Genomic DNA, 21,739 nt, shown 5'->3' on the forward strand with positions numbered 1-21,739 from the left:
CTGATTTTTATAAATACTTTAGACTCAAAGAGCCGTGCAAATTAAAAACATTTTTTGTAAGCTATGCATAAGTAAGGCAACGATTCATCAGAGATTTATATAGATTGTAGAAATTATGTATTAGCTCATGCAGTACCCTCCTCTATCCATAAGACTATAAGTATACACTTATAGTCAAGACAATATATTCTGATTATTGACACTTGTTATTATAAGGACATTTATCACAAGAGAAATCATATTGACATTTCTCAAAGGCTTTCTTAAACAGTTCATCTATATCCTTTTTGTATTCAGTCAATACATCCAAATTAATTGTATAGAAGACTCTAAAACCCCTTCGATTCTCCTCAAGAATCCCAACATTCTTTAAAATCTTTATGTGTTGAGAGGCGGCAGGTTGAGAGATGCCAAGTTGTTGAGCCACATCAGAAACGCAATAAACTTCATTAACATTCGAAACAAGCATTTTTATTATTTTTAATCTTTTCTCATCACCAAGGGATTTAAGGACTTCAGCCATGTTTTTTAAATGGTCTTTCACTAATATACCTCTTAACTATAAGTCTATAACTATTATCTTATAAATATAATCTATTTGTCAAGTTCCACCAATAATTTTTTCTTCTTTTTCTGTTCAGCGAACACTAGAAATGCTATACCCATAATTTCATTTATAAATTCAACTTCAGAAGGCTGCTGGATTAAGTTCAGTTTGGATTTGCGAAAGCTGAGATTGTATAATATACTAGTTTGTAACATATGGCAAGGAAGATGAATGTGCGATATAGCTTCTTAAGCAGCTGTCTGCATACCGCGCTCTTGCCAACACCCATTGTACCATTGATAACTATTAGCTTCTTGCACAAGATTCACCCTCAACCCTTTTGCCTTATTTAATATTTGCAGCAGCAAAATAAAAATGATGTTCCTTTTTGTCACCAGTAACAATCGATAATATCATTGGTTTATCGCGAGCAACTTTCTTATCCCAAAAATAAAAATAGCACTGTAGCCTATAAGCTGACTTATTAGAATTCCAGGAAATCTTTTCCGCTTCCAGTGGAATTACAACTTCATAAGCTTTAATAATTTTCTTATCCTGTTCGAGCATTACCTTAGCTTTTTGTCCAAAATGCGGTTCGGTTCCAAATAAAACAACACTAAAACTCAACGTCAGACTGTGCGAAAACAGAAATCACTAATTTTCATTCTCCACTTTAGCATCAAAAACTGTCTAGGTCGAGGCTTCGAGAAGATAAAATTAGATTGAAAACGCCATTCATTCCCCACTTTTAGGTGAATATTAAAAGGAATGCATGGTTTTCGCACAACCTGACGTCCCAGCATAGTCGTTCAATATTTTTTCACTGTCCGCCAATTCAGCGTTTTGTCCCCTCAAGCTTTTTTCTCGGGCATCTGTAGCTATTAATAGAAAAGGTGTATATAACCATGAATGTTCAACAGTCTCATTAAGTCTCTCAGCTTTTTCCTCATAAGATACCCATGGTCGCAAAAAATCATTTTGTTGGCTATGCACATGACTCTGTCCATAATGTTGCGCCTCTTTGATCACATCAATCGTAACCGGAGAAATTGCATAAGCCGTGCCATTCAGCATTAAGAAAAATAAAACAGCCCCGATAAATTTCATAGTAATCCCTTCTATATTTGACATATATTTCTTTGGAATCACATTATTATTCTAAAAAAAGAAAAGATGAAGCCCTTTGTGCAGACTCCACCTGTAACTTACTTACAATATTTATTTCTATACATTAAGCTATTAATCAGTCTAGCTTTCATTTACATAATTCATGCATATTTAACATATATTTTCGCTTAACAACTTACCAATAGAAACAAGTTGGTAGTTCTTATTTGTGAAATAATGTAATATAATAATATATTACATTATTTCACAAATAAATTCAAGACCTATTTTCACATCATCAGGACCGATACAAACATGTCCCTTATGGTATGCATTCGCCCGTAAGTTCGTGAATTTTCGGTATTTGATCCGCGTTTACCATTACATACAGATAATCACCGGTGATTATCCTGGTATCTCCCTTAGGTACCAGTTCTATCTCGCCGCGTTTTATACTTACCACCAGGCAATGCAACGGCCAGTTAATATTTTTTACTTGTTTACCATCAAGTTTCGACCCGATACAAACAACGACTTCTATAAGCATACGTTTCTGGGAAACAATATGTGCTGGCGATTTGCCACAGTAAGTAAGAGAACGTTCCAGAAGCTCTTCGTAAATGGGTTTGGATTTGGCAATATCGACAACAAGATAGGCAGTCATGGATATGACAATTAATGAAAGCATATGATCAAAAGAACCAGTCATTTCCATTATTAAAATGCTGCCTGTAATTGGTGCTTTCACAATAGCCGCAAAATATGCAGCCATAGCTAACACGATAATATTTGTGCCATAATAGGAATCCATTACCCCAAGCTGAATAATAGCCTCGCTAAATACGCCTCCTGTTAATGCACCAATAACTAACATCGGCAAAAAAATACCGCCTGGGACACCTGAACCATAACTAATCATTGTAAATAGAAATTTGGCTACTAGGAGTACACTCAATACTGTCAGGTTAAATTTGCCGGAGGCTATGTCAGCGACTAAATTATTACCGCCGCCAAGAATATCCGGCAAGACGAATCCGAATATTCCAGCAATAACCAATGGAAATGCCGCTTTGTTCATGCCGGATAATAACTTTTGTTTTCCATAAAAGTCTAGGCTCTTTACTAATACTCGGTTGAATACAATCCCCAATAGCCCTGTTATAATGCCAAGCATAATTAACAAACCGTAATAACGAACAGGAAAAATAGGTAGTCCCGAAAAGTCAAATACAGGGTTATCTCCAAAAAAACTCTGCGATACTACAGTTGCAGTCAAGGATGCAGCTACCGTAGACATTAACACCGTTGGAGAGAAATTTTTATGCAGTTCTTCCAAAGAAAATATTACGCCTGCCAAAGGAGCATTAAAAGCTGCTGCCAATCCGGCGCTGGCTCCGCTTGTCAGCAGATAACGTTCTTCCATCCTTGTCCTGCCGAACAGTCGACTCATACCTTGTCCTAAAGCTGCACCAAGCTGAATTGACGGACCTTCGCGACCTAAAGACAATCCAGCGCCTATCGCCAGAATACCGCCAGTAAATTTACTGATTACTACTCGTAGCCAGTTCATCTTCATCAAACCCAATATAATGCCTTTTATCTGTGGAATACCACTACCTGCAGACATAGGTTCTGTCTTAACAATCCAGTTTAGTATATAAGCAATACCTAGTAAACCAACAAACCACAATACTGTAAGCAGCCAAGAACCAGCATTCAGATGGTCATAGATAATACTGCGCAATAGTTCCGCTTGCTCAAGTAAATAGCGAAATAATACAATAATCACTCCGGTAATAGCACCAATTAAAATGCCTTCACCAAATAGTTTGAGACGAAAATCATGCCAATGAGTTAAAGCGTAATAAAATTTACTTGTGTTACGTGTATGCATAAAAAACTTCCTCTGGATAAACTTTGCAGTATGGCCTTGATAATAACATTATATATCAATATGAAATCCATGCCACATGCAATACACTTTATTTTGTCATTGGGTTTGAATATTGTCAACTAAAAATTCTCTTTTTGGAGGACTTGTCATTAACTCCGTTAATTTAGACCAATACACAATCTGACTGTCAACACAGCAATGCATCCAGCCTAGACGAATGCATTGCTTTATTTCGTTACTTGATGAACTGGGCAACGGTCTCCACTAATACGATCTAAAAAAGTAAGTTCATTATAATTTGAAGCCTCCTGAGGAGCGAACTTCAAAATTTGTTTCAAGCATTTTTTACACACTTTTTTACCAACTGAATTAATTAAGGCAGAAGACATCCCGAGTCGTTTTAACCGAACGCTCCGCTCTTCAACAGTTATAACAGGCATGTCTACTACGTCGTCACTGATCACCATTAATCCTGTTGACCCCTTAAACTCTGGATCACTACGTACTATACAAAGTTTATTCATTTTTCTAGCTAGTTTTTTATATTTCTCAATAAAGCAGAGTCTAATGCTTCCATCCATCATCATCGTGGTAGCTCTTTTATCTTTTAAAGCTTGAATTATTTCCGGATAAATAACTGCCTCAGACACTTGCTTTTTGGAGAGCAGTCTAATCACATTTTCCTTAAACTCACCTAAATAATACACTTTCTCATCATGCTTAAATTCTGTTATTCCATGCATTCCAACCATTAAAGCCTTTTCAAGCCTATCCTTTTGTCCCCACGCACTTATAGCTTCCGATCGAATGCCTTCATCCATAGGAATCCCCCACATTTTATAATCTGTTTATCAGTATTACACTTCATAGTTTTTACAATAAATAATTATTTATAAAAAACCAATTCCTTCAAAAAAAACACTTGACCCACCACCTGCCCTTTTCTAATCATATGCATAGTCTCAATTCCGCAAATTGTTTTCTCCACAGTCCCAAGACTATTAAATTCCAGCACTGGCTTAACCTTTCGTTGTGAACTCATTTCAGCAAAGCTGAAACATTGGGGGTTCAGGTGGAGAGTCTACTCCACCTGAACTGACGCCGCCTGTAGAGGCGGGAGTCTTGACTCAGCGATTAAGATAAATTGATGGTCTTGCTCTATGATGTTGTTCAAATACTTTACTTTCCTCAGCGTTGTTTTTACTGATATGCTCCCATCATAAATCAATTCGTAAATTGCAACTTCGGTTGCTGCATTATCTAGCTACCAAAGGCCAAAAGCGTCGTTAAAGTAAAATCAATACACCGGAATATTTTGTCTAAACATCTCAGCAATTATTGTTTCCATAGTATACAATCCTGGGGGTTGGCCAATAAGACATTTTACTGCAAAAATAGCCCCCTGACCAAATGCTCCCCTACTTATGCTTTCATGCTGCAACCGTATAGTTTGATTGGGCATCCCAAAGATAATTTCATGACGCCCAACGATTCCACCAACACGAATAGAATTTAGGTGTTCTTCCTCATTGAGACCAAGTAATTTCGCAATTTTCTTTGCCGTTCCAGATACTTCACGTTTTCCCTTAAAATGCTCCTCTACAATTTCAATATCTGCATGAGGCGCTATTTTTTGCAAAATTTGAGCTGCTACCATCAAAACGTTAATCCCTAGTGTAATGTTTGGAGAATATAATATCGAATTAAACTTTGCAAAGGATTTTATTAGATTGATTTCCTCCTGTTCATATTTTGAAATAGCAGATACAATTGGAATTCTTGCTTCCGCTACCTTTCTGTATAAATAAACCCCTGAAGAATTCGAAAAATCAACAAGGGCATCAACTGGCCTTTCATGAAAAAAATCATTATCGACATCCTCAACAGAAAAAATCTTACCTGCATCAAACTCATATCCCAACAATCGGCTTGCATATTTGTGACGGTCCTCATAACCTTTACGAATCACCCATGTCAATGCAAATTGACTGTCATTCAAGAATTCATTAACAATAACTTTTCCCGTTTTCCCAAAACCGAAAATACCAATTCTAATTTTTTTCAATACTAACTCCTCCTTAAAAACTGCAATTCATTAGTTTTTTGCTACCTTCTTCCTGCAAGATGGTAGCCTAACTGATAAAATCAGTCTTTGAGAAGGACACTAAAAAAACTGTTTTTTTAGTACTGGCAGGACTAATATATCCTTCTCTTTCAACGCCTACGAGGTTAGCTGACGGATTCGGGCAGAAAGAAATTGCCCTACCTGTTTCACAGGATTCACCCCAAAAACGGGTCCCCCGCTTCCACTAAAAGGAACTCGGCGATTGCCTTATGGATTAAGTAAAACTCCATAGCCGTATCACATGTCGCCTTCACATTTGAAACCAACCTCCTCGCATAAGTCATCTCTAAAAAGGCAAAGAGAAGCCTCTGGTGACAGGCTCCTCCATAAACATAATTATACTTTTCTATATTGTACATTATTTATTATAGTATCGTCAATTTATTTAATTCCATTTAATTGCAAAAAATATATTTTCTCCCAAATGGACGATTCATGCAAATATCGTATAAGCCTAGTCAGAACTAGCTACAAATGTAGTCCGTCCTGAACAGGTAATCAACCATCAGGACCTGTAAATGCAGTTGTGAGATCTCTATAGGAGTGTAAATTTGTCGCCGATTTCAATAGAAACAAGGCTTTTTTGGTGTTAGGACATCAAGTTTGCTGCATATATATCTTGAACTATATTTTACTATGATTATTGAGAACTAAAAAAGGGGTTGAGAAATTGGAACAATTTATTCACAATATAATTCATCATTTTCTGGTCTCTTTTGGTATAGTAGCAGGAGCGAGCAGCTGCGCTAGTCTTGCTGCGTTAGTGTGCAATAAGCCACCACTAAAAACAATGATTGATGTAGCTATATCCCTTAAAATCTGGGCTGTAGCCGTAAGTCTTGGAGGCACATTTTCATCCTTCGAAGCACTAGAACAAGGGATTTTTAAAGGTGAGTTAAAAGCAATAATTAGACAATTAACTTACATTATAGCAGCACTATGCGGTGCCAACATTGGGCAAAGCTTGGTGATTCTAATAAAAAGATGTGGGCAACTATGGACCCAATAAAAAAATCACGGCAGCGAATTTATGGAATATTTTTAGGAACTGGATTTATTTTAGGTATACTGATAGGTATTATTTTTATAACCTTAATTGTCAGCTATAAGATCGATGAATTTCATGAACAAGTTCACCATTTACAAAGTGCCATTGCTGACAGGGAAGTCCGATTACAAAAATTAGAAGAAGTGATTAATCATAGAAGATACCTCGTAAAAGATATAAACATTCGCCTAGAATTCGATGGTGATTACCTAGAACGACTTAGTCTTGAAAAAGCTCTTAAAGATAGATGTAATATTTTATTAGGGAAAGAAGTAAAAACAATTGATTGGGACTTAGTCATTGCAATGATCGATAATAGAATATTGCGCTTACAAAACATTGAATACCAGGCACATGTGAATAGACTTGTCATTGCCGAAGTAGTTCAACTTTGGATTTTAGTAAAACAAATATGATACTGAACAGTGAAAAGTTTGATAGTCCTTCCGCTTCTTCATGCAATAGCAAATCAACATGATTCCCCATCAAGCAATATCCATAAAGATCACAGTTACTATTTTGCGGTGTTTTATCTTGCCGTATTATTGCTGAGCAATTTGTGACCCTGAAGGTTAATTAATGGATTATTAACCGCTTCGAGTATATGCTATTATCTAAAATTCCAGTAAACCTGTCTCCTTCTAACATTTATCATCAATACGGTCAATCCTCAATAGTAAGGAAACAAAACAAACCGTCCCCTTGTATCCTTTTATACATATATCCCCCAAATATACATGCTAAAATTTGGGGTGAAACTGAATGTATATAGCAACGAATTATGGCCAGTATATATATAGCAAATAATCTAAGATGGGAGGCACATTATGGGAAATATTAATACGAGTAATAATCAGGATAATATTGCTATAACGCAAGAAGCATCCTATACAACTGGTTTGGACAATATAAGTCGCGCCATTCATAATCAACCTTTGAAAGAAAATAATAGCCAGGCAAATGAACGCCTATGGAATAACATCATAAATGATTTTGAGCAAATATATCCTCATATTGATGAAAAAGATAGGCAGAAAGTTGCAGCTTCTAGAGAAGGCATAGAAGACGTTGCTATTGTATAAAGTAGCCGACATACCCATTGATAGACTTACGAATCTTTTTGTTTAGCATGTGTGTAGGATAGAGACAAAAAATCTAATATTTGCTTCCGATTTATTATCATCCTAAACAGGAGATAGTAAACGTGGATGTGATGAGTAATTATCGTGTCAACCAATGCACAAATGAAGAGGTACTAAAATGGAATATTTTTTAGCACCTCTTCATTATTGTTTCAAATCAATTAAATCAAGACGAATTATCAAGTCAAGTACAGGAATTTGTCGGGTTGAATAACCAACTACACGAAGGTTTTACTATTTATTGTGGCAGTATTCGACAAGGGCTTCAATGAGTGCATCAATATCGCTTTTACTATTCATGGGCGAAAAGCTGATCCGTAGTGCACTGTCGGCCAAAGCGCGACTTAATCCGAGCGATTCCAGCACGGAAGGGCCTCTGGTATGATTGGACTTACATGCTGCTCCGCTGGAAATGTAAATATCCTTACCATCAAGATAATGCAGGACCGTTTCATTTTTTATTCCCGGCAAGGAAAAATTTACGATATGGGGAGCACCCTGTTTATTTGAATTTATAACCGCCCTAGGTAGTTTATCAGTTATGGCCCGGATGCAATAATCTCGAAGTCCGATCATATGCGGTATATCTTTGCGCAGATTAGAAAAAGTTAACCGTACTGCTTCACCGAAAGCAGCAATAAGCGGAGAACTCTCCGTCCCTGAACGCAGACCCCGTTCCTGCCCGCCGCCGAACATGATAGTATACATATTTACGCCCTTTTTCACATAAAGCGCGCCGGCACCCTTGACACCATGTATCTTATGCGCACTGATACTGATAAGATCGGCTCCAATGCTAGAAGCGGTGAATGGTAATTTCCCAAACCCCTGCACAGCATCACAGTGCAGCAACGCCGGAGAGCGTTTTCGTTTAATTATTGTTTTAATTTCATTTATGGGGAAAATGCAACCTATCTCATTGTTAACCATCATCGCACTTACCAGTACGGTTTGCTCATCAATGGCCCTTTCCATAGCTTCCATATCCAGTTGGCCCCCTGGCGCTGAAACATACTCCACCTCCCAGCCTTGTTTTTTCAGATCTCGTATCGTTTTAGTTACGGCAGCATGCTCAGCTACCGTGGTTACTATTCGTTTACCACGATTGGAATTAGCTAAACAAGCACCCATTATGGCTAGATTGTCAGACTCGGTGCCGCCAGAAGTAAAATAAATTTCTTCAGGTGCTACCTCAAGAGCATCAGCAATATTTCGGCGGGCTTTCTCCATTTCGAACTTGCTTTTCGCCCCTAGACGATGTAGCGACGATGGATTTCCGTATACTTCCGTAAGCATGTTCACAACCTTTTCCGTTACCTCCGGATATGGCCTAGTGGTTGCGCTATTGTCCAAATATATCTCTGACACTTTCCTACCTCCGTTCATTTCGTTACTTTCCGGCCAACCTACTGTTGCTATTGTGTATTATTCGATTATGTTTCAGCTACAATTTTCCCGATGTCAGTTATATCATATCCGCCAATGTTGCCAAATTCTTTTTTGAATGTGGCGGAACGGATAATCCTTAGCATGGTCATGACCTCATGTGTATTGAGGTCATCTTTTTTTATAATAAGCTGATAGCGTTCTTTTTTTATAGGGATAAATTCAATATTATCCACTTGTTTTGCGATTTTTTCATTTCCGATAGCAACATCCACCTCACCACTACTAACTGCACTGGCTACTGTCAAGTGAGATGATGTCTCGTTGATATAGCCATTAATCTTCATGCCGCTAATTCCAAGAAGTCTAAGATTCTCATCAAGTAGCACCCTGGAACCTGCGCCTTTTTCTCGGTTGATCATCGTAACGTCCTCACGCGCAAAATCACTCCACGTGTTAATGTTTTTCGGATTTCCTTTTGCAACATAGAATCCTTGCATTCTACATGTCAGATGGATAATGACAGCCGGAATCCCAGGGAGTAGTCTCCTTACATATGGAATATTGTACTGGTCTGTATCGCCATCCCACAAATGCGCTGCAGTAACCTGAACCTTCCCTTGATACAAGGAGATTAGGCTGTCATAGCTACCAATATACGCACGCAGTGCTGATACTCCATTTAATCTCAAATAGTTTGACAAAACATCTAAAATAACATCTTGCCCACAAATAATGAAGTTTTTGCTGCTTTGATTCGAATCAAACAATAAATCACTTTGGAGAAGCTCCTTGTTACTTGATGATACCTGCATACTTCTTGATTTTGCAATATAGTTATCTACATCTTCTTGTGTGAACCGAACTTTACGTCCGACTTTATAGGATGTGATTTCACCTCTTTTAATCAAATCATAGATTGTACTTTTACTAACATGTAAAATATCTGCCACTTGCTGTGTAGACAGTGCTTTATTATTATCCATTCATATCCGTCCATTCTATATTTATGTGTGATTTAATGTAATTATATATCATTTCGTATGTTTTTGCCACTAATCACTAGACTAAGTGCCTTTTAGTGATATAATTTATTTGAAATCACGTACAAATTACTACTTTTTCGCGTTTATATGCAGTTACGTATTGATTCGCACATTTTCAAGCAAGAAAGGAACGAGTTATGGTTAATTTATTACTTACTCTCTTGGCCGGGGGAAGTTTAGGTTTGGCATTTTATAAAATAAAAGTCCCTGGAGGACTTATGATTGGTGCCGTTCTTGGCGTAGCGGTGATAAATGTATTGTTTGGGGTTGCTCATATGCCAAATGAAGCAAAAACATTAGCCCTGATTATAGCAGGAGCGTTCATTGGTTGTACTGTAGAGAAAAGTGATTTAAAGCGTCTTCCTTACATTGCGAAACCGACTGCGCTTATGTTATTTGCGTTTTTAATACTTAATTTATTTGTAGGCACAATTATTTATTTAATCAGCCCTTTAGATTTAGTAACATCGTTAATGTCAGCGGTACCTGGGGGAATCAGCGATACACCGATTATAGCAGCAGACATGGGAGCCGATGCACCGAAAGTTGCGGTCATGCAAATGGTACGTCAAGTGCTGGGGATTGGCATATTCCCAGCGATGATTTTAGCTTATCATAACAGAAAGAAATTTATCGCAAACGTAGATAAGGAAACTTTTACCGCAAAACGAGGAAAATCAAGCACAAAATCTTGGCTAGCCTTTTCGGTAACAATGGTTGTCGCCGTAATTATGGGGGTTATCGGAAAATACTCAGGTATACCTGCAGGCGCATTTGTTTTTCCCATTATATCTGTTTTAATTTTAAAACTTATATTTGATTTCGCTTATCTGCCGCGTTGGGCAAAACAAGGGGCACAGATTTTAAGTGGCGCATATATCGGAAGTAGCATTACGATGGTAAATATCTCGGATATGCGACATCTTTTATTACCCATTTTGATAATTGTTATCGGTTATATTGCGAACTGTTTTATTACAGGTAAAATTATAAGCAAACTGTATGGATTTACCGGAAAAGAAGCGATGTTGATTACAACTCCCGCAGGTGCCTCTGATATGGCGCTAATTTCTTCAGATATAGGAGTACAAAACACAGATATCATTGTTATGCAGATTATACGCGCAGTTGTAGTAATGACATTTTTTCCGCAAATAATTAGTTTGATTTGCACCTTCTTTTAAAAGCATACATTTTGGCAATTCGTTTACTTAACATATAAACAAAATTGAAGGAGGATTTTTGATATGAGTATAAGAGTTGCAATCAATGGGTTTGGCCGTGTAGGGCGTCTTGCATTTAGACAATTTTTCAATTCAGATGAATACGAAGTAGTAGCAATAAACGATTTGGCCGATGCTACCCTGTTAGCCTATCTGCTAAAACATGATTCAATGCAAGGAAAGTATCGGCTTGCCGACGAGGTAGCAACTGGCGAAGACTATATCAATGTTAGCAAAAGAAAGATAAACGTTTATAAAGAAGCAGATGCTTCAAAACTTCCCTGGAGACAGCTTCGCGTGGACGTTGTACTGGAGTGTTCAGGCGCTTATTTGTCTAAAGCTAAATCACAGGCTCATCTTGATGCAGGTGCAAGTAAGGTTGTTATTTCCGCTCCGGCCGGAAAGGACATGCCGACCATTGTATTCGGCATAAATGAGAAGTTATTGACCCCAGATGATAAGATCATTTCAGCTGCCTCGTGCTCGACAAACTGCTTAGCATTAGTAGCTAAGGCATTGAATGACTATGTGCCAATTCAAAGCGGTATTTCAACCACAATTCACGCTTTTACAGCTACCCAAATGATACTTGATGGACCACAAAGAAAAGGTAATTTGCGAAGATCGCGTTCAGCACCGGTTAACATAGTCCCGACCACTGCAGAAGCTGCCAAAGCCATTGGACTTGTCATTCCGGAGTTAGATGGAAAGCTCAGCGGTTCAGCTCAACGAGTTCCTGTGGCCGCAGGATGTTTAATTATTCTTATCGCAGTTGTCAATGGAAAGGATCTAACGGTTGAAAGTATCAATGCGGCCATGAAGGCATGCTCATCAGATTCATTCGGCTATACGGAAGAAGAACTCGTCTCGTCTGATATAGTTGGAATTACCTATGGCTCATTGTTTGACGCTACGCAAACGATGATTAGTCAGATTAATGAGAATACATATCAAGTTCAAATAACATCGTGGTTTGACAATGAGAACTCATATGTAAGCCAAATGGTTAAAACGGCCAAGTATTTTGCAAAACTTTAATAACTAATACCATCCAATCCGTTTTATCAGAGGAGCGAAAATTTATACAGGAGTTGATCAGATCAATATGCAGAAAAAAACTCGTTTACTTACAATCATAATGCTTTTTGCCGTGTCATTAACGCTTTGGGGGTGTGCTTCTCAGCAACCCATCTCAAAACCGCCAGAAACACAACCGCTGAAAAAGCTAACAGTAGCCGCAGCAGCTGACCTTGCTGTAGCCTTTAAAGAAATCGGTCAAAACTTTGAAAAAGAAAATGGTAATAAGGTTGAATTCAGTTTCGGCTCTACTGGTACGGCAGTCCACCAAATAGAAAATGGCGCTCCCTTTGATTTATTGGCCGCTGCCAATGTCAAGTATGTGGACGATTTAGATGCCAAGGGTAAGATTGTTTCCGACACCAAGCAACTATACGCTAGAGGTCGTATCGGTTTTGCGACTTTAAAAGGAAAGCCTTATAATGTAAAAGATTTGACTGATTTAACTTCTCCTGATATCAAAAAAATTGCCATCGCCAACCCCGAACATGCACCATATGGACTTGCCGCAAAGCAAGCTTTAGAAAAAGCAGGTCTGTGGGACAAAATTAAAGCTAAGTTAGTATACGGCAATAATATTCAAGATACATTAAAACATGTCCAGACAGGCAATGCCGAGGTCGGCATTATTGCTCTCTCCTTGTCAAAAAGAGATGACATTGATTTTTCTCTGATTGACGACAACCTTCACGAACCTCTTGATCAGGCCTTGGCTGTCGTGAAAGGCACTTCCAACGAAGCATTGGCTCGCCAGTTTATTCAATACGTGAACGGTCCTGAGGGCCGAGTTATTATGAAGAAATACGGGTTTGTTCTACCAAGTGAAATGTAGGTGTAATCATCATGAATATATCTGCTCTGAACCTATTTCCACTTATCTTGTCGCTAAAGGTAGCGCTCAGCGCTACCTTGCTAAGCATTGCCATCGGTATTCCGATGGCCTATTTTCTTTGTAAATCTAATAGTAAAATAGCTGATCTAGCTGACTCACTTCTGACATTGCCAATTGTACTACCGCCAACGGTTCTTGGTTATTATCTCTTGATATTGTTGGGGCGTCAAAGTTTTATCGGCAGCTTTCTTGAAGAAAACTTCAATGTCATGATTGTGTTTACTCCGATCGGTGCTACGATTGCAGCGATGATTGTATCAATTCCCTTCATGATTAAGACTGCCCGAACGGCATTTACCTCTATCGACAAGGATTTAATTCACGCAGCGCGCCTTTTAGGACGAACTGATTTTAATATTTTTCGTACAGTTCTGTTCCCGCTGGCGTGGCGTGGTATATTGTCAGGCATTATTCTCTCATTTGCCCGCGCTTTAGGAGATTTCGGCACAACGCTTATGGTTGCTGGTAATATCCCGAACAAAACAACAACGATGCCGATTGCCATTTATGATGCCCTTCTAGCAGGCAACACCGAGCTTACTGATATGCTAGTCGCGATCATGACAATTGTCGCTTTGTCCATCCTGTTCCTGCTCAATCAATTTGACAAAAATGTTCTTAGGAGATAATAGTATGCTTGACGTAACTATTCGAAAAAGTTTAGGTGATTTTAAATTGCACGCTAATTTCCATGCGGATAATGAGATACTTGGCGTTCTTGGTCCCTCCGGTAGCGGCAAAAGTATTACATTGCGTTCAATCGCTGGAATTGAAACCCCAAACGAAGGAAGAATTGTGGTTAATGATCGTGTGCTTTTTGATTCCAGGGAAAAGGTTAATATACTCCCACGCCAACGAAACATCGGCTACGTTTTTCAGAACTATGCCCTTTTCCCCCATCTTACAGTCAAGGAGAACATCGCTTTCGGTTTACAAGGTTTGAATAAGCGGGATAAAACAGATCGTGTCCAAGAAACACTTCATATTTTTCGTCTCAAAGACCGCGAAAATCATTATCCAGCACAGTTGTCCGGCGGCCAGCAGCAGCGAGTGTCGCTGGCGCGTACACTTATTACGCGCCCCGACCTTTTGTTACTCGATGAACCATTTTCTGCTCTGGATAACCATATTAAACGCCACCTGGAAAATGAACTACTTGAAATCATTCGAAATAATTTTACAGGAACAGTTTTACTCGTAACTCACAATATTGAAGAAGCCCATCGCCTCTGCAATCGCATTCTGGTTTATGCTCATGGTAAGAGTGTTCAGATGGGTGATAAGCATGAAGTAACGGAACGCCCCGCTACGTTGGAGGTAGCACAAGTTGTTGGTTGTCGAAACTTGATTAATGTAAGTTCTAACTTCCAGGATAATACTATTAAAACGCTATTGTCAAACTCTAAAACTAAAGTCCAAATTAACTCAAAAACAACGGTAGGTTTTCATAGTTATCATTTACACCTTTACGATAACGACCCCCAAAAATTGAATACATTTTACTGTCAGCTTGTCGATGTGATGGATGGAACGTTCTATATTTCAATCACAGTTAACTGTGATAACCACTTTATTTACATAGATATGGATAAAATGAAGTGGAACTGCCTGGCAAAAAATATAAGAGACAAAGTATATTTACATATTCCACCTGAGAAAATATTTTTCATTGGTTAAGCGTAAGCGTCAAATAAGAAAGTGGGTAAAAAAAGAACAAAACCTGATGTATACTAGAAATACTCAAGATTTGTTCTGTTTGCTTCTTGATTGAATTTGAAGTGGGACAGGGGACAGGTTTACTGTCCCACTCCCTGTTATTGCCTTAACTATCGCCACCAGCAGGCCTAATACACCGGGGCACGGTGCCTGTCCCCATGTCCCTTTTTAATCTCATCTTCTAAATAATTGTTCTCTTAATAAGTACCCCTGATTTATTTCGTTTATAGTAGCCTATGACAACTGGACTCACGTCACTAACTTTATCTGCTCTACAGTTACAAACGGACGGCAATATCTTTTACGTAGTCAATTATGCCGCTGTATTTTTGAAAGTCATGGTCATTGAGATACCGGTATGTACTGACGTCAAAACGGTAGTTTTTCATTACAAACTTATCGAAAATCAGCTTCATCACGCTGTCGTCACAGATTTGACTTGAACAATAGCTGAAAATACCAACCTTTTTATTCAGCAACGGATTTTTATCTGTATTCATAACGCCGGTATCGTACAGAACGCTTGTCATACGCTCAAAAAGGGCGGTAAGTCTGGATGGAATGCCGGCGTATACCGGCGCGATGATAAGAACCGCGTCCGCCGAGACCATTTTATCGAATACTTTCTGAAAATGGTCGTTTTGTGACGGAGGCAATACGCAATGCCCGGTCTCTCTACATTTATGGCAGGAAGTACAGCCCTCGACCTTTTTCTCTGCGAGATGGATAAAATCAAATTTATGAACCGTATTAAGCTCTTTCAGCACTTTTTTAATTTCACCGTTCGTACCGCCCATACGCTGTGAACCAAAAATCACAACAATATTCATGCCGCACCTCGAATCATATAATAATTAGTGAACTCGTTTCAGCATAGCTGAAACATTGGGGATTCAGGTGGAGAGTCTACTCCACCTGAATTAACGCCGCCTGTAGAGGCGGGAGTCTTGACTTGCGTACTAAGATAAATAAGGGCTTTGAATGGCCGATACCGTCGCTTTGCTTCCCATCGTGCTCAAACTGCGCATGTCATAACCTGAAATACTTTCTGGGTTTTGCGGTGAGTAACTATTGATGAAGACCGGAAACCAATTTTCTCATATACACGAATCGCCCGTATATTAAATGTTGCTACTGTTAACCTGAATTGTTTGGTATTAAATTTATTTTTTGCAAAATCCAGACCCGATTTCATAAACGAGTATCCTTCACCTTTTCCACATAGAGCTGGTATCATACCAAGTCCAATATCAAGCATTTCAAGAATATAAGTATCTTTTTCATCAGTGGGAATTTGCGCTGATTTCCCAACGCAAAAATAACCTAATAGGTTATCATTTAAGTCAAGGCATATATAATAATCACCGTTCATTAGCTCATTAATAGTATCGTTATTCTGTTGAAAGCTATATATCAAGTATTCATTTTCATATGTCCAATTAGATATTTGAGCGGCATGATCAATTGTCATAGGCATAATCATAATATATTCAACCTTCTTCAGCTCAATTTGCTTATTTTGTGATATAGGTAAATTCCTGACATGGATAATCAAAAACCGTGACAAGCCGGCGGGGCACAAAACCGATTTTTTCGTACAATTCCCGTGCCGCTTTGCCCTTTTCATCATTTTCCCGGTAAGTTACAACAGTAAAATGACTGCCTTTGGGAAAAAGCGTAAACATATGCTCAATTAAAGCTGTCGCTATGCCCAACTTACGGTACTGCCGGTGAACCGCAAGAAATTCAAGTTCTTTTGATTCTCTGGAAAACAGCAGGGCTCCAATCACCGTATCGCTTTCTTTTGCAACTAAAGCGCCTTGTTCGAGTATCCTTTTTGACAACCCTTTTTTATATTCATCCAGATCCAGCCCCGGAAAATTGTCCTTTACGAGTTTCAATAATTTTAGCCAACTGTCAATATCATGGCTTTGGGCAAATCCTATGTTCATAGTAACACCGCCAATTTGTTTGATAAATCATTATCTACAAACCCGTGCATATTTTAGTTTCTAATATCAATCGTCTGTAAAATTCAAAATAATATTTAGCTAAGCTATTCCATCCAAACGTACATAATCAGTTACGCACAAGATGTTTAATTTCTTTCGCCGCCTGTTCCGCTGTAATATTACTCACATCAATTTTTTGCGTATCCATATCGCGGTATAAAGCAAGTCGAGGTATGCTTCTTTCAATAACATCCTGTTTACGGATATCTGCTTCCACATCGTTTTGCAACCGAGCAGTCAGCGCCTGCTCGGAGCATATCAGTGATATCTTATGAAGTTCAAATTCTAAACCTTGCAGCCGCATCAATAATTGATCGAAAATGTCCTCCTGATGGATCACCCAGCAGAAAATTACATACTCGTACCCGGTATTATTCAAAAATGATTTGAGCAAATAGCAGATGTTATCCATCACCATCTCTTTGTTTTCTTCTGTAACGACAAACGGGTTCATGTTCCAACACCAGTCGCCGTCCAACCAAACACCCGGCGTCAAAATTTTAAGTAGCTGTCTACATACCGCGCTCTTACCAACCCCCATTGTACCATTGATAACGATTAGCTTTTTCATTTTTATCACCACAACTGACTCAACATGCGTTTTGATAGAAAGACGATACTAATACACGAAAATCGGAGTTTTGCGAAAAGGCTTGCCCCCCCCTTTGTTTGTGAAATAGAGAAGCTGATTCGCCTATTTCCAAATAGAATCAAGAGGAATGATCTCCTGAAGACATATATCGTCACCCATTTTTAAACTTTTTAACAATTCTACAATGACTTCACAGCCAAAGGCTTTTTCGAAAAGAAATTTACTATACCCGGTAGTACATTGACACCATGATATTCTTTTATAGACTATGGAAAAATGCTTTTAATTCCTGTTTGATATCGGCAGGCAAAAGTTTATCCGGAATACCAAGGATAGCGCCCTGTATTCCGTACAGCATATGCAGGCAGGCACCGGGGTCGCGTTGGAGACGGACGCGGCGAAACGCTTCCTTCGCGCCAATTTCCAATAGCTGCTCCGTCGTTTCAATGCCAACAGCCCGCAGATTTTCTTCTAACACCTTGCCTACATTGGGCAGTTTTAATAATTCGCTCATACCTTATCCCTCTAATTTTCTCCCTCAGAAAGTGGACATTAAATTTTCAAGGCTTTTCGTAATATCCTCATCGGTAAAACAGTATTTCATGTCGGTGAAATTACCCCTAAGTTTTGCAACTTCTTCCTTGATGTTTTTATTCTTTAGAACGATGTCCGCTATATATTCTGCCGTCTGTTCAAACTCTTTGTGTCCGAAGCCGAATCTCGTCATTTCAGAAACACCAAGCCTGATTGCACCGGAAGCCGAGAAGCCTTCTTCTTCGGGCGTAGCCTGATAGTTGACGATGATATTGTTGTTTTCGAGCCTGTTTGCTATTTCCGGCCCTGTGCCATATCCCACCCTCACAATTACCTGATGAGTTTCCGTGTAAGATATGAAAGGATCGCCGGCAACATCCAGCCCGGCATTCTTAAGACATTTTGCAAAATACTTGGCATTTTGGATTATATTCTTCTGGTACTCATCTTTGAAACTATTCATTTCATATGCTGCCATCAACAGCCCAAGCATAGTACCCAGGTGGTGATTGCTTACGCTTCCTGGAAAAGCCCTTGTTTCGATAGTTTCCCATAATCCGAATTTATAATCATCCTTGTCGTAATTGCCTGCAATGATTCCTCTTTGGGTGCCGAAGAAGGTCTTATGAGTTGAACCTGTGACAATTTCAGCACCTTCAGCAAATGGATTCTGGAAGTAATCTCCTACCAGGCCAAGTACGTGGGCCATGTCATACATGATAACCGCATTGATTTTCTGTTCATCGATAAACTGCCGGATTTCCCTCACCGGTTCTTTATGCAATACCATGCTCTTACCGAAAATGATAAGCTCCGGTTTATATTTCTCTAGGACTTTTTTCGTTTCCTCAACATCGATTTTGAAACTGTTATCTTTTTGTACCGGAAAATTGACAACTGCGTTTTTTTCGGTGACAGGATCAATGGCTATGTAGTCATGCAAAGCGCCCATAGGCTGAGCACTCAAGTGTCCCCCCCTGATGATGTGATTGTTTAATACATAGCCCAAACGCGAAGCATCCTTTTTTCTATTTACCCTGTTTTTGAAATCCATAATCGCACTAAAAACTGCAGAGTTTGCCATCTGACCGCTGACAACTCTTGTTTCTACCTCAGTACAATTGAGGTATTTTTTCAGTTCTTCTATTAATAAATGTTCGATCTCATCAATGAATCCGGTACCTTGATAGTAAAAAACATCGTAGTCATAGAACGATTTCATTTTCTTGTGCTCCGCATACCGGAAAGAAGGATCCATCACCGACAACAGTCTGACAGCGGAAGAAGGGGTCTGCTCAGAGGGGATAAGGTTAATGGTTTCTTTCTGTCTCCATAAGGTGTTCTGACAACTTCTTGCGATAAGATTCAAAGCTTTGGTCTTGTAATCTGCCGAACTGTCGAAGTTACAGTCTACTTCGAATCCATAAATAATCGGTCTGGCAAACGGAGGAGCATCGCTTTTCAGATGATACGGAGTGATAACAGCCTTTACCTTGTTTCCTCTGATTTCTACCTCCACATTGTCGTTCAGTTCTACATCGCCATTAAGAAGGGCCAGACCGATTGCTCTCGTTGCTCTATCATCGGTAATTTTGCTTTCAAGCCCATATCCTTCGGTCTTTAAATAAGGCACCATTGTTGCACTTGTTATGCAACCTATTTCCTTATCACCTTTGAAAACCTTGCAGCCTGCCCTGGCAACACCTTTATCAATCAATGCGATCGGTTTTACTATTCTGGCCAAATCCGCCATGTTGGCAAAATCTCTTTCCATTATCTTTTTATAACCTTCATATTGTTTTGCCAAAGATTCTCTGCCGATATAATCGCCTTTGGCTGCAGCAAAGCTTACGGCAAATTTAGCCAAAGGGCATGAGAAAATCGGGATTTCCCTGCCGTCAAAACCTAAGCCCAATTCATGTCCATACAGAGGTAGTCCGGCTTCAAGCCTCAGTGTATCTCTGGCGCCAAGGCCAATAGCCATAGCCCCATACTCAAGCAACCTTTCCCAAATTACGGCTGCCTCAGAAGCTTTAATAAACAATTCAAATCCTAACGGCTCTCCGGTATAACCCGTCCTGGCAACAAGCACTTCTCTATCGTCAAACTTTAGAATATCCAGTGCGTTCTTTACCGGTTCCGTAAGATAAACGCTGCCGGTAAGTTTACTGAGGATGTTCTTCGAGTCTGGCCCCTGTACGGAAATCATTGCAATCTCTTTAGACTTATTGGTAATCCCTGCATCAAATTTCGCTATTTCTTGTTGTAAATGTTCCCAATCCGTCTCAGCGTTGGCAGCATTTACAACAAGCAAATACTCATCTTCATAAAAGCGGTAAAGATAGGCATCATCCACCGCTCCGCCATTCTCGTTCGGAATCATGGTATATTGCGCCTGTTTAAGGTCAAGGGCAAAAACATTATTCGTTAAAACATATTGTAGAAATTTTGCAGCTTCTCTACCGGATATAACGAATCGTCCCATGTGGGAAACATCAAATATGCCGGCCTTTTTCCTAGTATAAATATGTTCCTCGATGATTCCCGATTTATAATTGATCGGCATTTCCCATCCGCCAAAATCCACCATCTTTGCGCCTGATTTTACGTGATTGTCATAAAGTACTGTCTTTTTTAACGCTGTCATATTATCAAACCCCCATAATTTTCCTGAAGAAAACTGGCAATGAACTCCGCGTTTTTTCGATACCCAAACACGATAAAGTAGACTTAGCTTCAGATGGGGTTTTAACTCCACCTGAAGGTTAGTCGCTCTTATCCAGGGACTTAGCCGCTCGCCTGTGCCCTTTGGGTATAGCTCGTAAGAGCTATAGAGCGGGTTAGTCTCGGATAAACCTGGTAAATATTGGAGTGTATTATGGTGAAAATATTCTCCTTTAATAAATAAAATCCTTTATCCAGATAAACTAAATTTTGTGGTGCTGTGTAAAATTCTTCACTAAGTCAAAACTAGTTTAATCCTTCCTCAGAATATTAGGCGAGAGATTAATGCTATCTCTGATAGTTCGTTATACCTTGCAACATCCTCTTCATAAAGGCATTCATAGATCAGGTCACAGTAATCCTCATCTTCCCGCTGCATATTCTTATAACGTTTCTCCAACTCATCCCTTTGTCTTCAAACATAAACATTGTCTTTACCACCCTATCATTTTAATTTTCAATAAAAAAGCCGTAAACGGATGACGATCCGCCTACGGAATAGCTAATAATGTTACACAAAGTAGCCGATAAAATATTCATCCTTGGAGTATCCTTTGGTTTATGGTAACCCAAACAGTCCTCGACAAGCCGGGACTTTAGCAAAAGGACACTAAACCATATCAAATTGGTTATCCAAGGAAACGAACAAACATCCAAAAACTCCCTTTCGGCTA

At 39.1% G+C, this 21,739-nt stretch carries 23 protein-coding genes and 1 riboswitch; of the genes, 8 read left to right on the plus strand and 15 right to left on the minus strand.

All coding sequences use genetic code 11. The features are described from left to right. Positions 1-193 precede the first annotated feature (193 nt). From ACZ449_RS12245 to ACZ449_RS12270, 6 genes are all read right to left on the minus strand, one after another. Complete coding sequence (locus tag ACZ449_RS12245; RefSeq protein ID WP_464261281.1) at positions 194-544, minus strand: ArsR/SmtB family transcription factor; 351 nt, start codon at positions 542-544, stop codon at positions 194-196. A 348-nt stretch (positions 545-892) separates the two neighbouring features. Then, positions 893-1,174, minus strand: coding sequence for a hypothetical protein (locus ACZ449_RS12250; protein ID WP_464261282.1), 282 nt, complete (start codon positions 1,172-1,174; stop codon positions 893-895). A 132-nt stretch (positions 1,175-1,306) separates the two neighbouring features. Further along, positions 1,307-1,654 (minus strand): hypothetical protein, encoded by a 348-nt coding sequence (locus ACZ449_RS12255; protein ID WP_464261283.1) that lies wholly within the window; start codon positions 1,652-1,654, stop codon positions 1,307-1,309. 322 nt (positions 1,655-1,976) lie between these two features. Continuing rightward, entirely contained in the window at positions 1,977-3,548 is a 1,572-nt protein-coding gene (locus ACZ449_RS12260) for a ClC family H(+)/Cl(-) exchange transporter (protein ID WP_464261284.1), read from the minus strand. Positions 3,549-3,775: 227 nt separating this feature from the next. Continuing rightward, positions 3,776-4,369 carry a DUF1694 domain-containing protein gene (locus tag ACZ449_RS12265; protein ID WP_464261285.1) on the minus strand — a complete coding sequence of 198 codons (594 nt, stop codon included), beginning with the start codon at positions 4,367-4,369 and terminating at the stop codon, positions 3,776-3,778. Between the two features lie 476 nt (positions 4,370-4,845). Further along, positions 4,846-5,613, minus strand: a complete 768-nt coding sequence (locus tag ACZ449_RS12270) for a 4-hydroxy-tetrahydrodipicolinate reductase (protein ID WP_464261286.1) — start codon at positions 5,611-5,613, stop codon at positions 4,846-4,848. A gap of 139 nt (positions 5,614-5,752) precedes the next feature. After that, positions 5,753-5,884, minus strand: a riboswitch (cyclic di-AMP (ydaO/yuaA leader). 459 nt (positions 5,885-6,343) lie between these two features. Here ACZ449_RS12270 and ACZ449_RS12275 point away from each other — a divergent pair. The 3 genes from ACZ449_RS12275 (at position 6,344) to ACZ449_RS12285 (ending at position 7,803) form a co-directional block, all read left to right on the plus strand. After that, positions 6,344-6,682, plus strand: coding sequence for a YtrH family sporulation protein (locus ACZ449_RS12275; protein WP_464261287.1), 339 nt, complete (start codon positions 6,344-6,346; stop codon positions 6,680-6,682). Then, entirely contained in the window at positions 6,670-7,137 is a 468-nt protein-coding gene (locus ACZ449_RS12280; RefSeq protein ID WP_464261288.1) for a hypothetical protein, read from the plus strand. The genes ACZ449_RS12275 and ACZ449_RS12280 overlap by 13 nt, the downstream gene beginning before the upstream one ends. Before the next feature lie 411 nt (positions 7,138-7,548). Beyond that, on the plus strand, positions 7,549-7,803 hold the full coding sequence (locus ACZ449_RS12285) for a hypothetical protein (RefSeq protein ID WP_464261289.1): 255 nt from the start codon (positions 7,549-7,551) through the stop codon (positions 7,801-7,803). 294 nt (positions 7,804-8,097) lie between these two features. Here the strand turns inward: ACZ449_RS12285 and ACZ449_RS12290 are convergent, their stop codons facing one another. Then, positions 8,098-9,231 (minus strand): cysteine desulfurase family protein, encoded by a 1,134-nt coding sequence (locus ACZ449_RS12290; RefSeq protein ID WP_464261290.1) that lies wholly within the window; start codon positions 9,229-9,231, stop codon positions 8,098-8,100. Positions 9,232-9,296: 65 nt separating this feature from the next. Next, positions 9,297-10,235, minus strand: coding sequence for a substrate-binding domain-containing protein (locus tag ACZ449_RS12295; protein ID WP_464261291.1), 939 nt, complete (start codon positions 10,233-10,235; stop codon positions 9,297-9,299). A gap of 197 nt (positions 10,236-10,432) precedes the next feature. Between ACZ449_RS12295 and ACZ449_RS12300 the strand changes: the two genes are divergently transcribed. The 5 genes from ACZ449_RS12300 to ACZ449_RS12320 all read left to right on the plus strand — a co-directional run bounded on the left by ACZ449_RS12300 (position 10,433) and on the right by ACZ449_RS12320 (position 15,164). Further along, on the plus strand, positions 10,433-11,479 hold the full coding sequence (locus tag ACZ449_RS12300) for an AbrB family transcriptional regulator (protein ID WP_464261292.1): 1,047 nt from the start codon (positions 10,433-10,435) through the stop codon (positions 11,477-11,479). Between the two features lie 63 nt (positions 11,480-11,542). Next, positions 11,543-12,556, plus strand: a complete 1,014-nt coding sequence (locus tag ACZ449_RS12305; RefSeq protein ID WP_464261293.1) for a type I glyceraldehyde-3-phosphate dehydrogenase — start codon at positions 11,543-11,545, stop codon at positions 12,554-12,556. Between the two features lie 67 nt (positions 12,557-12,623). Beyond that, complete coding sequence (gene modA / locus ACZ449_RS12310; RefSeq protein WP_464261294.1) at positions 12,624-13,427, plus strand: molybdate ABC transporter substrate-binding protein; 804 nt, start codon at positions 12,624-12,626, stop codon at positions 13,425-13,427. Between the two features lie 11 nt (positions 13,428-13,438). Next, entirely contained in the window at positions 13,439-14,116 is a 678-nt protein-coding gene (gene modB, locus ACZ449_RS12315) for a molybdate ABC transporter permease subunit (RefSeq protein WP_464261295.1), read from the plus strand. Positions 14,117-14,120: 4 nt separating this feature from the next. Further along, positions 14,121-15,164, plus strand: a complete 1,044-nt coding sequence (locus ACZ449_RS12320; RefSeq protein WP_464261296.1) for a sulfate/molybdate ABC transporter ATP-binding protein — start codon at positions 14,121-14,123, stop codon at positions 15,162-15,164. Positions 15,165-15,481: 317 nt separating this feature from the next. Here ACZ449_RS12320 and ACZ449_RS12325 read toward each other — a convergent pair whose 3' ends face one another. The 7 genes from ACZ449_RS12325 to gcvT form a co-directional block, all read right to left on the minus strand. Continuing rightward, the gene (locus tag ACZ449_RS12325; protein WP_464261297.1) at positions 15,482-16,033 is read right to left on the minus strand and encodes a flavodoxin family protein; all 552 of its coding nucleotides are present in this window, start codon (positions 16,031-16,033) and stop codon (positions 15,482-15,484) included. Positions 16,034-16,218: 185 nt separating this feature from the next. Continuing rightward, on the minus strand, positions 16,219-16,686 hold the full coding sequence (locus ACZ449_RS12330) for a GNAT family N-acetyltransferase (protein WP_464261298.1): 468 nt from the start codon (positions 16,684-16,686) through the stop codon (positions 16,219-16,221). Positions 16,687-16,717: 31 nt separating this feature from the next. Next, a complete protein-coding gene (locus tag ACZ449_RS12335; protein WP_464261299.1) occupies positions 16,718-17,155 on the minus strand; it encodes a GNAT family N-acetyltransferase in 438 nt (145 codons plus the stop codon). A 127-nt stretch (positions 17,156-17,282) separates the two neighbouring features. Further along, positions 17,283-17,786 (minus strand): AAA family ATPase, encoded by a 504-nt coding sequence (locus ACZ449_RS12340; RefSeq protein WP_464261300.1) that lies wholly within the window; start codon positions 17,784-17,786, stop codon positions 17,283-17,285. 123 nt (positions 17,787-17,909) lie between these two features. Then, a complete protein-coding gene (locus ACZ449_RS12345; protein ID WP_464261866.1) occupies positions 17,910-18,077 on the minus strand; it encodes a DUF6144 family protein in 168 nt (55 codons plus the stop codon). Then, positions 18,067-18,321, minus strand: a complete 255-nt coding sequence (locus tag ACZ449_RS12350; protein ID WP_464261301.1) for a TfoX/Sxy family protein — start codon at positions 18,319-18,321, stop codon at positions 18,067-18,069. Before ACZ449_RS12350 ends, ACZ449_RS12345 begins: the two co-directional genes overlap by 11 nt. A gap of 24 nt (positions 18,322-18,345) precedes the next feature. After that, complete coding sequence (gcvT, locus tag ACZ449_RS12355; protein WP_464261302.1) at positions 18,346-20,988, minus strand: glycine cleavage system aminomethyltransferase GcvT; 2,643 nt, start codon at positions 20,986-20,988, stop codon at positions 18,346-18,348. Positions 20,989-21,739 lie beyond the last annotated feature (751 nt).

It is taken from the genome of Desulfosporomusa polytropa (genome assembly GCF_055380075.1).

Excerpts from the sequence above, each read along its gene's own strand:
- ACZ449_RS12255 (WP_464261283.1), bottom strand. The coding sequence starts at position 1,654 with ATGAAATTTATCGGGGCTGTTTTATTTTTCTTAATGCTGAATGGCACG.
- ACZ449_RS12260 (WP_464261284.1), bottom strand. The coding sequence starts at position 3,548 with ATGCATACACGTAACACAAGTAAATTTTATTACGCTTTAACTCATTGG.
- ACZ449_RS12265 (WP_464261285.1), bottom strand. The coding sequence starts at position 4,369 with ATGGATGAAGGCATTCGATCGGAAGCTATAAGTGCGTGGGGACAAAAG.
- ACZ449_RS12280 (WP_464261288.1), top strand. The coding sequence starts at position 6,670 with ATGGACCCAATAAAAAAATCACGGCAGCGAATTTATGGAATATTTTTA.
- ACZ449_RS12285 (WP_464261289.1), top strand. The coding sequence starts at position 7,549 with ATGGGAAATATTAATACGAGTAATAATCAGGATAATATTGCTATAACG.
- ACZ449_RS12295 (WP_464261291.1), bottom strand. The coding sequence starts at position 10,235 with ATGGATAATAATAAAGCACTGTCTACACAGCAAGTGGCAGATATTTTA.
- ACZ449_RS12300 (WP_464261292.1), top strand. The coding sequence starts at position 10,433 with ATGGTTAATTTATTACTTACTCTCTTGGCCGGGGGAAGTTTAGGTTTG.
- ACZ449_RS12305 (WP_464261293.1), top strand. The coding sequence starts at position 11,543 with ATGAGTATAAGAGTTGCAATCAATGGGTTTGGCCGTGTAGGGCGTCTT.
- modA (WP_464261294.1), top strand. The coding sequence starts at position 12,624 with ATGCAGAAAAAAACTCGTTTACTTACAATCATAATGCTTTTTGCCGTG.
- modB (WP_464261295.1), top strand. The coding sequence starts at position 13,439 with ATGAATATATCTGCTCTGAACCTATTTCCACTTATCTTGTCGCTAAAG.
- ACZ449_RS12320 (WP_464261296.1), top strand. The coding sequence starts at position 14,121 with ATGCTTGACGTAACTATTCGAAAAAGTTTAGGTGATTTTAAATTGCAC.
- ACZ449_RS12325 (WP_464261297.1), bottom strand. The coding sequence starts at position 16,033 with ATGAATATTGTTGTGATTTTTGGTTCACAGCGTATGGGCGGTACGAAC.
- ACZ449_RS12330 (WP_464261298.1), bottom strand. The coding sequence starts at position 16,686 with ATGATTATGCCTATGACAATTGATCATGCCGCTCAAATATCTAATTGG.
- ACZ449_RS12335 (WP_464261299.1), bottom strand. The coding sequence starts at position 17,155 with ATGAACATAGGATTTGCCCAAAGCCATGATATTGACAGTTGGCTAAAA.
- ACZ449_RS12340 (WP_464261300.1), bottom strand. The coding sequence starts at position 17,786 with ATGAAAAAGCTAATCGTTATCAATGGTACAATGGGGGTTGGTAAGAGC.
- ACZ449_RS12350 (WP_464261301.1), bottom strand. The coding sequence starts at position 18,321 with ATGAGCGAATTATTAAAACTGCCCAATGTAGGCAAGGTGTTAGAAGAA.
- gcvT (WP_464261302.1), bottom strand. The coding sequence starts at position 20,988 with ATGACAGCGTTAAAAAAGACAGTACTTTATGACAATCACGTAAAATCA.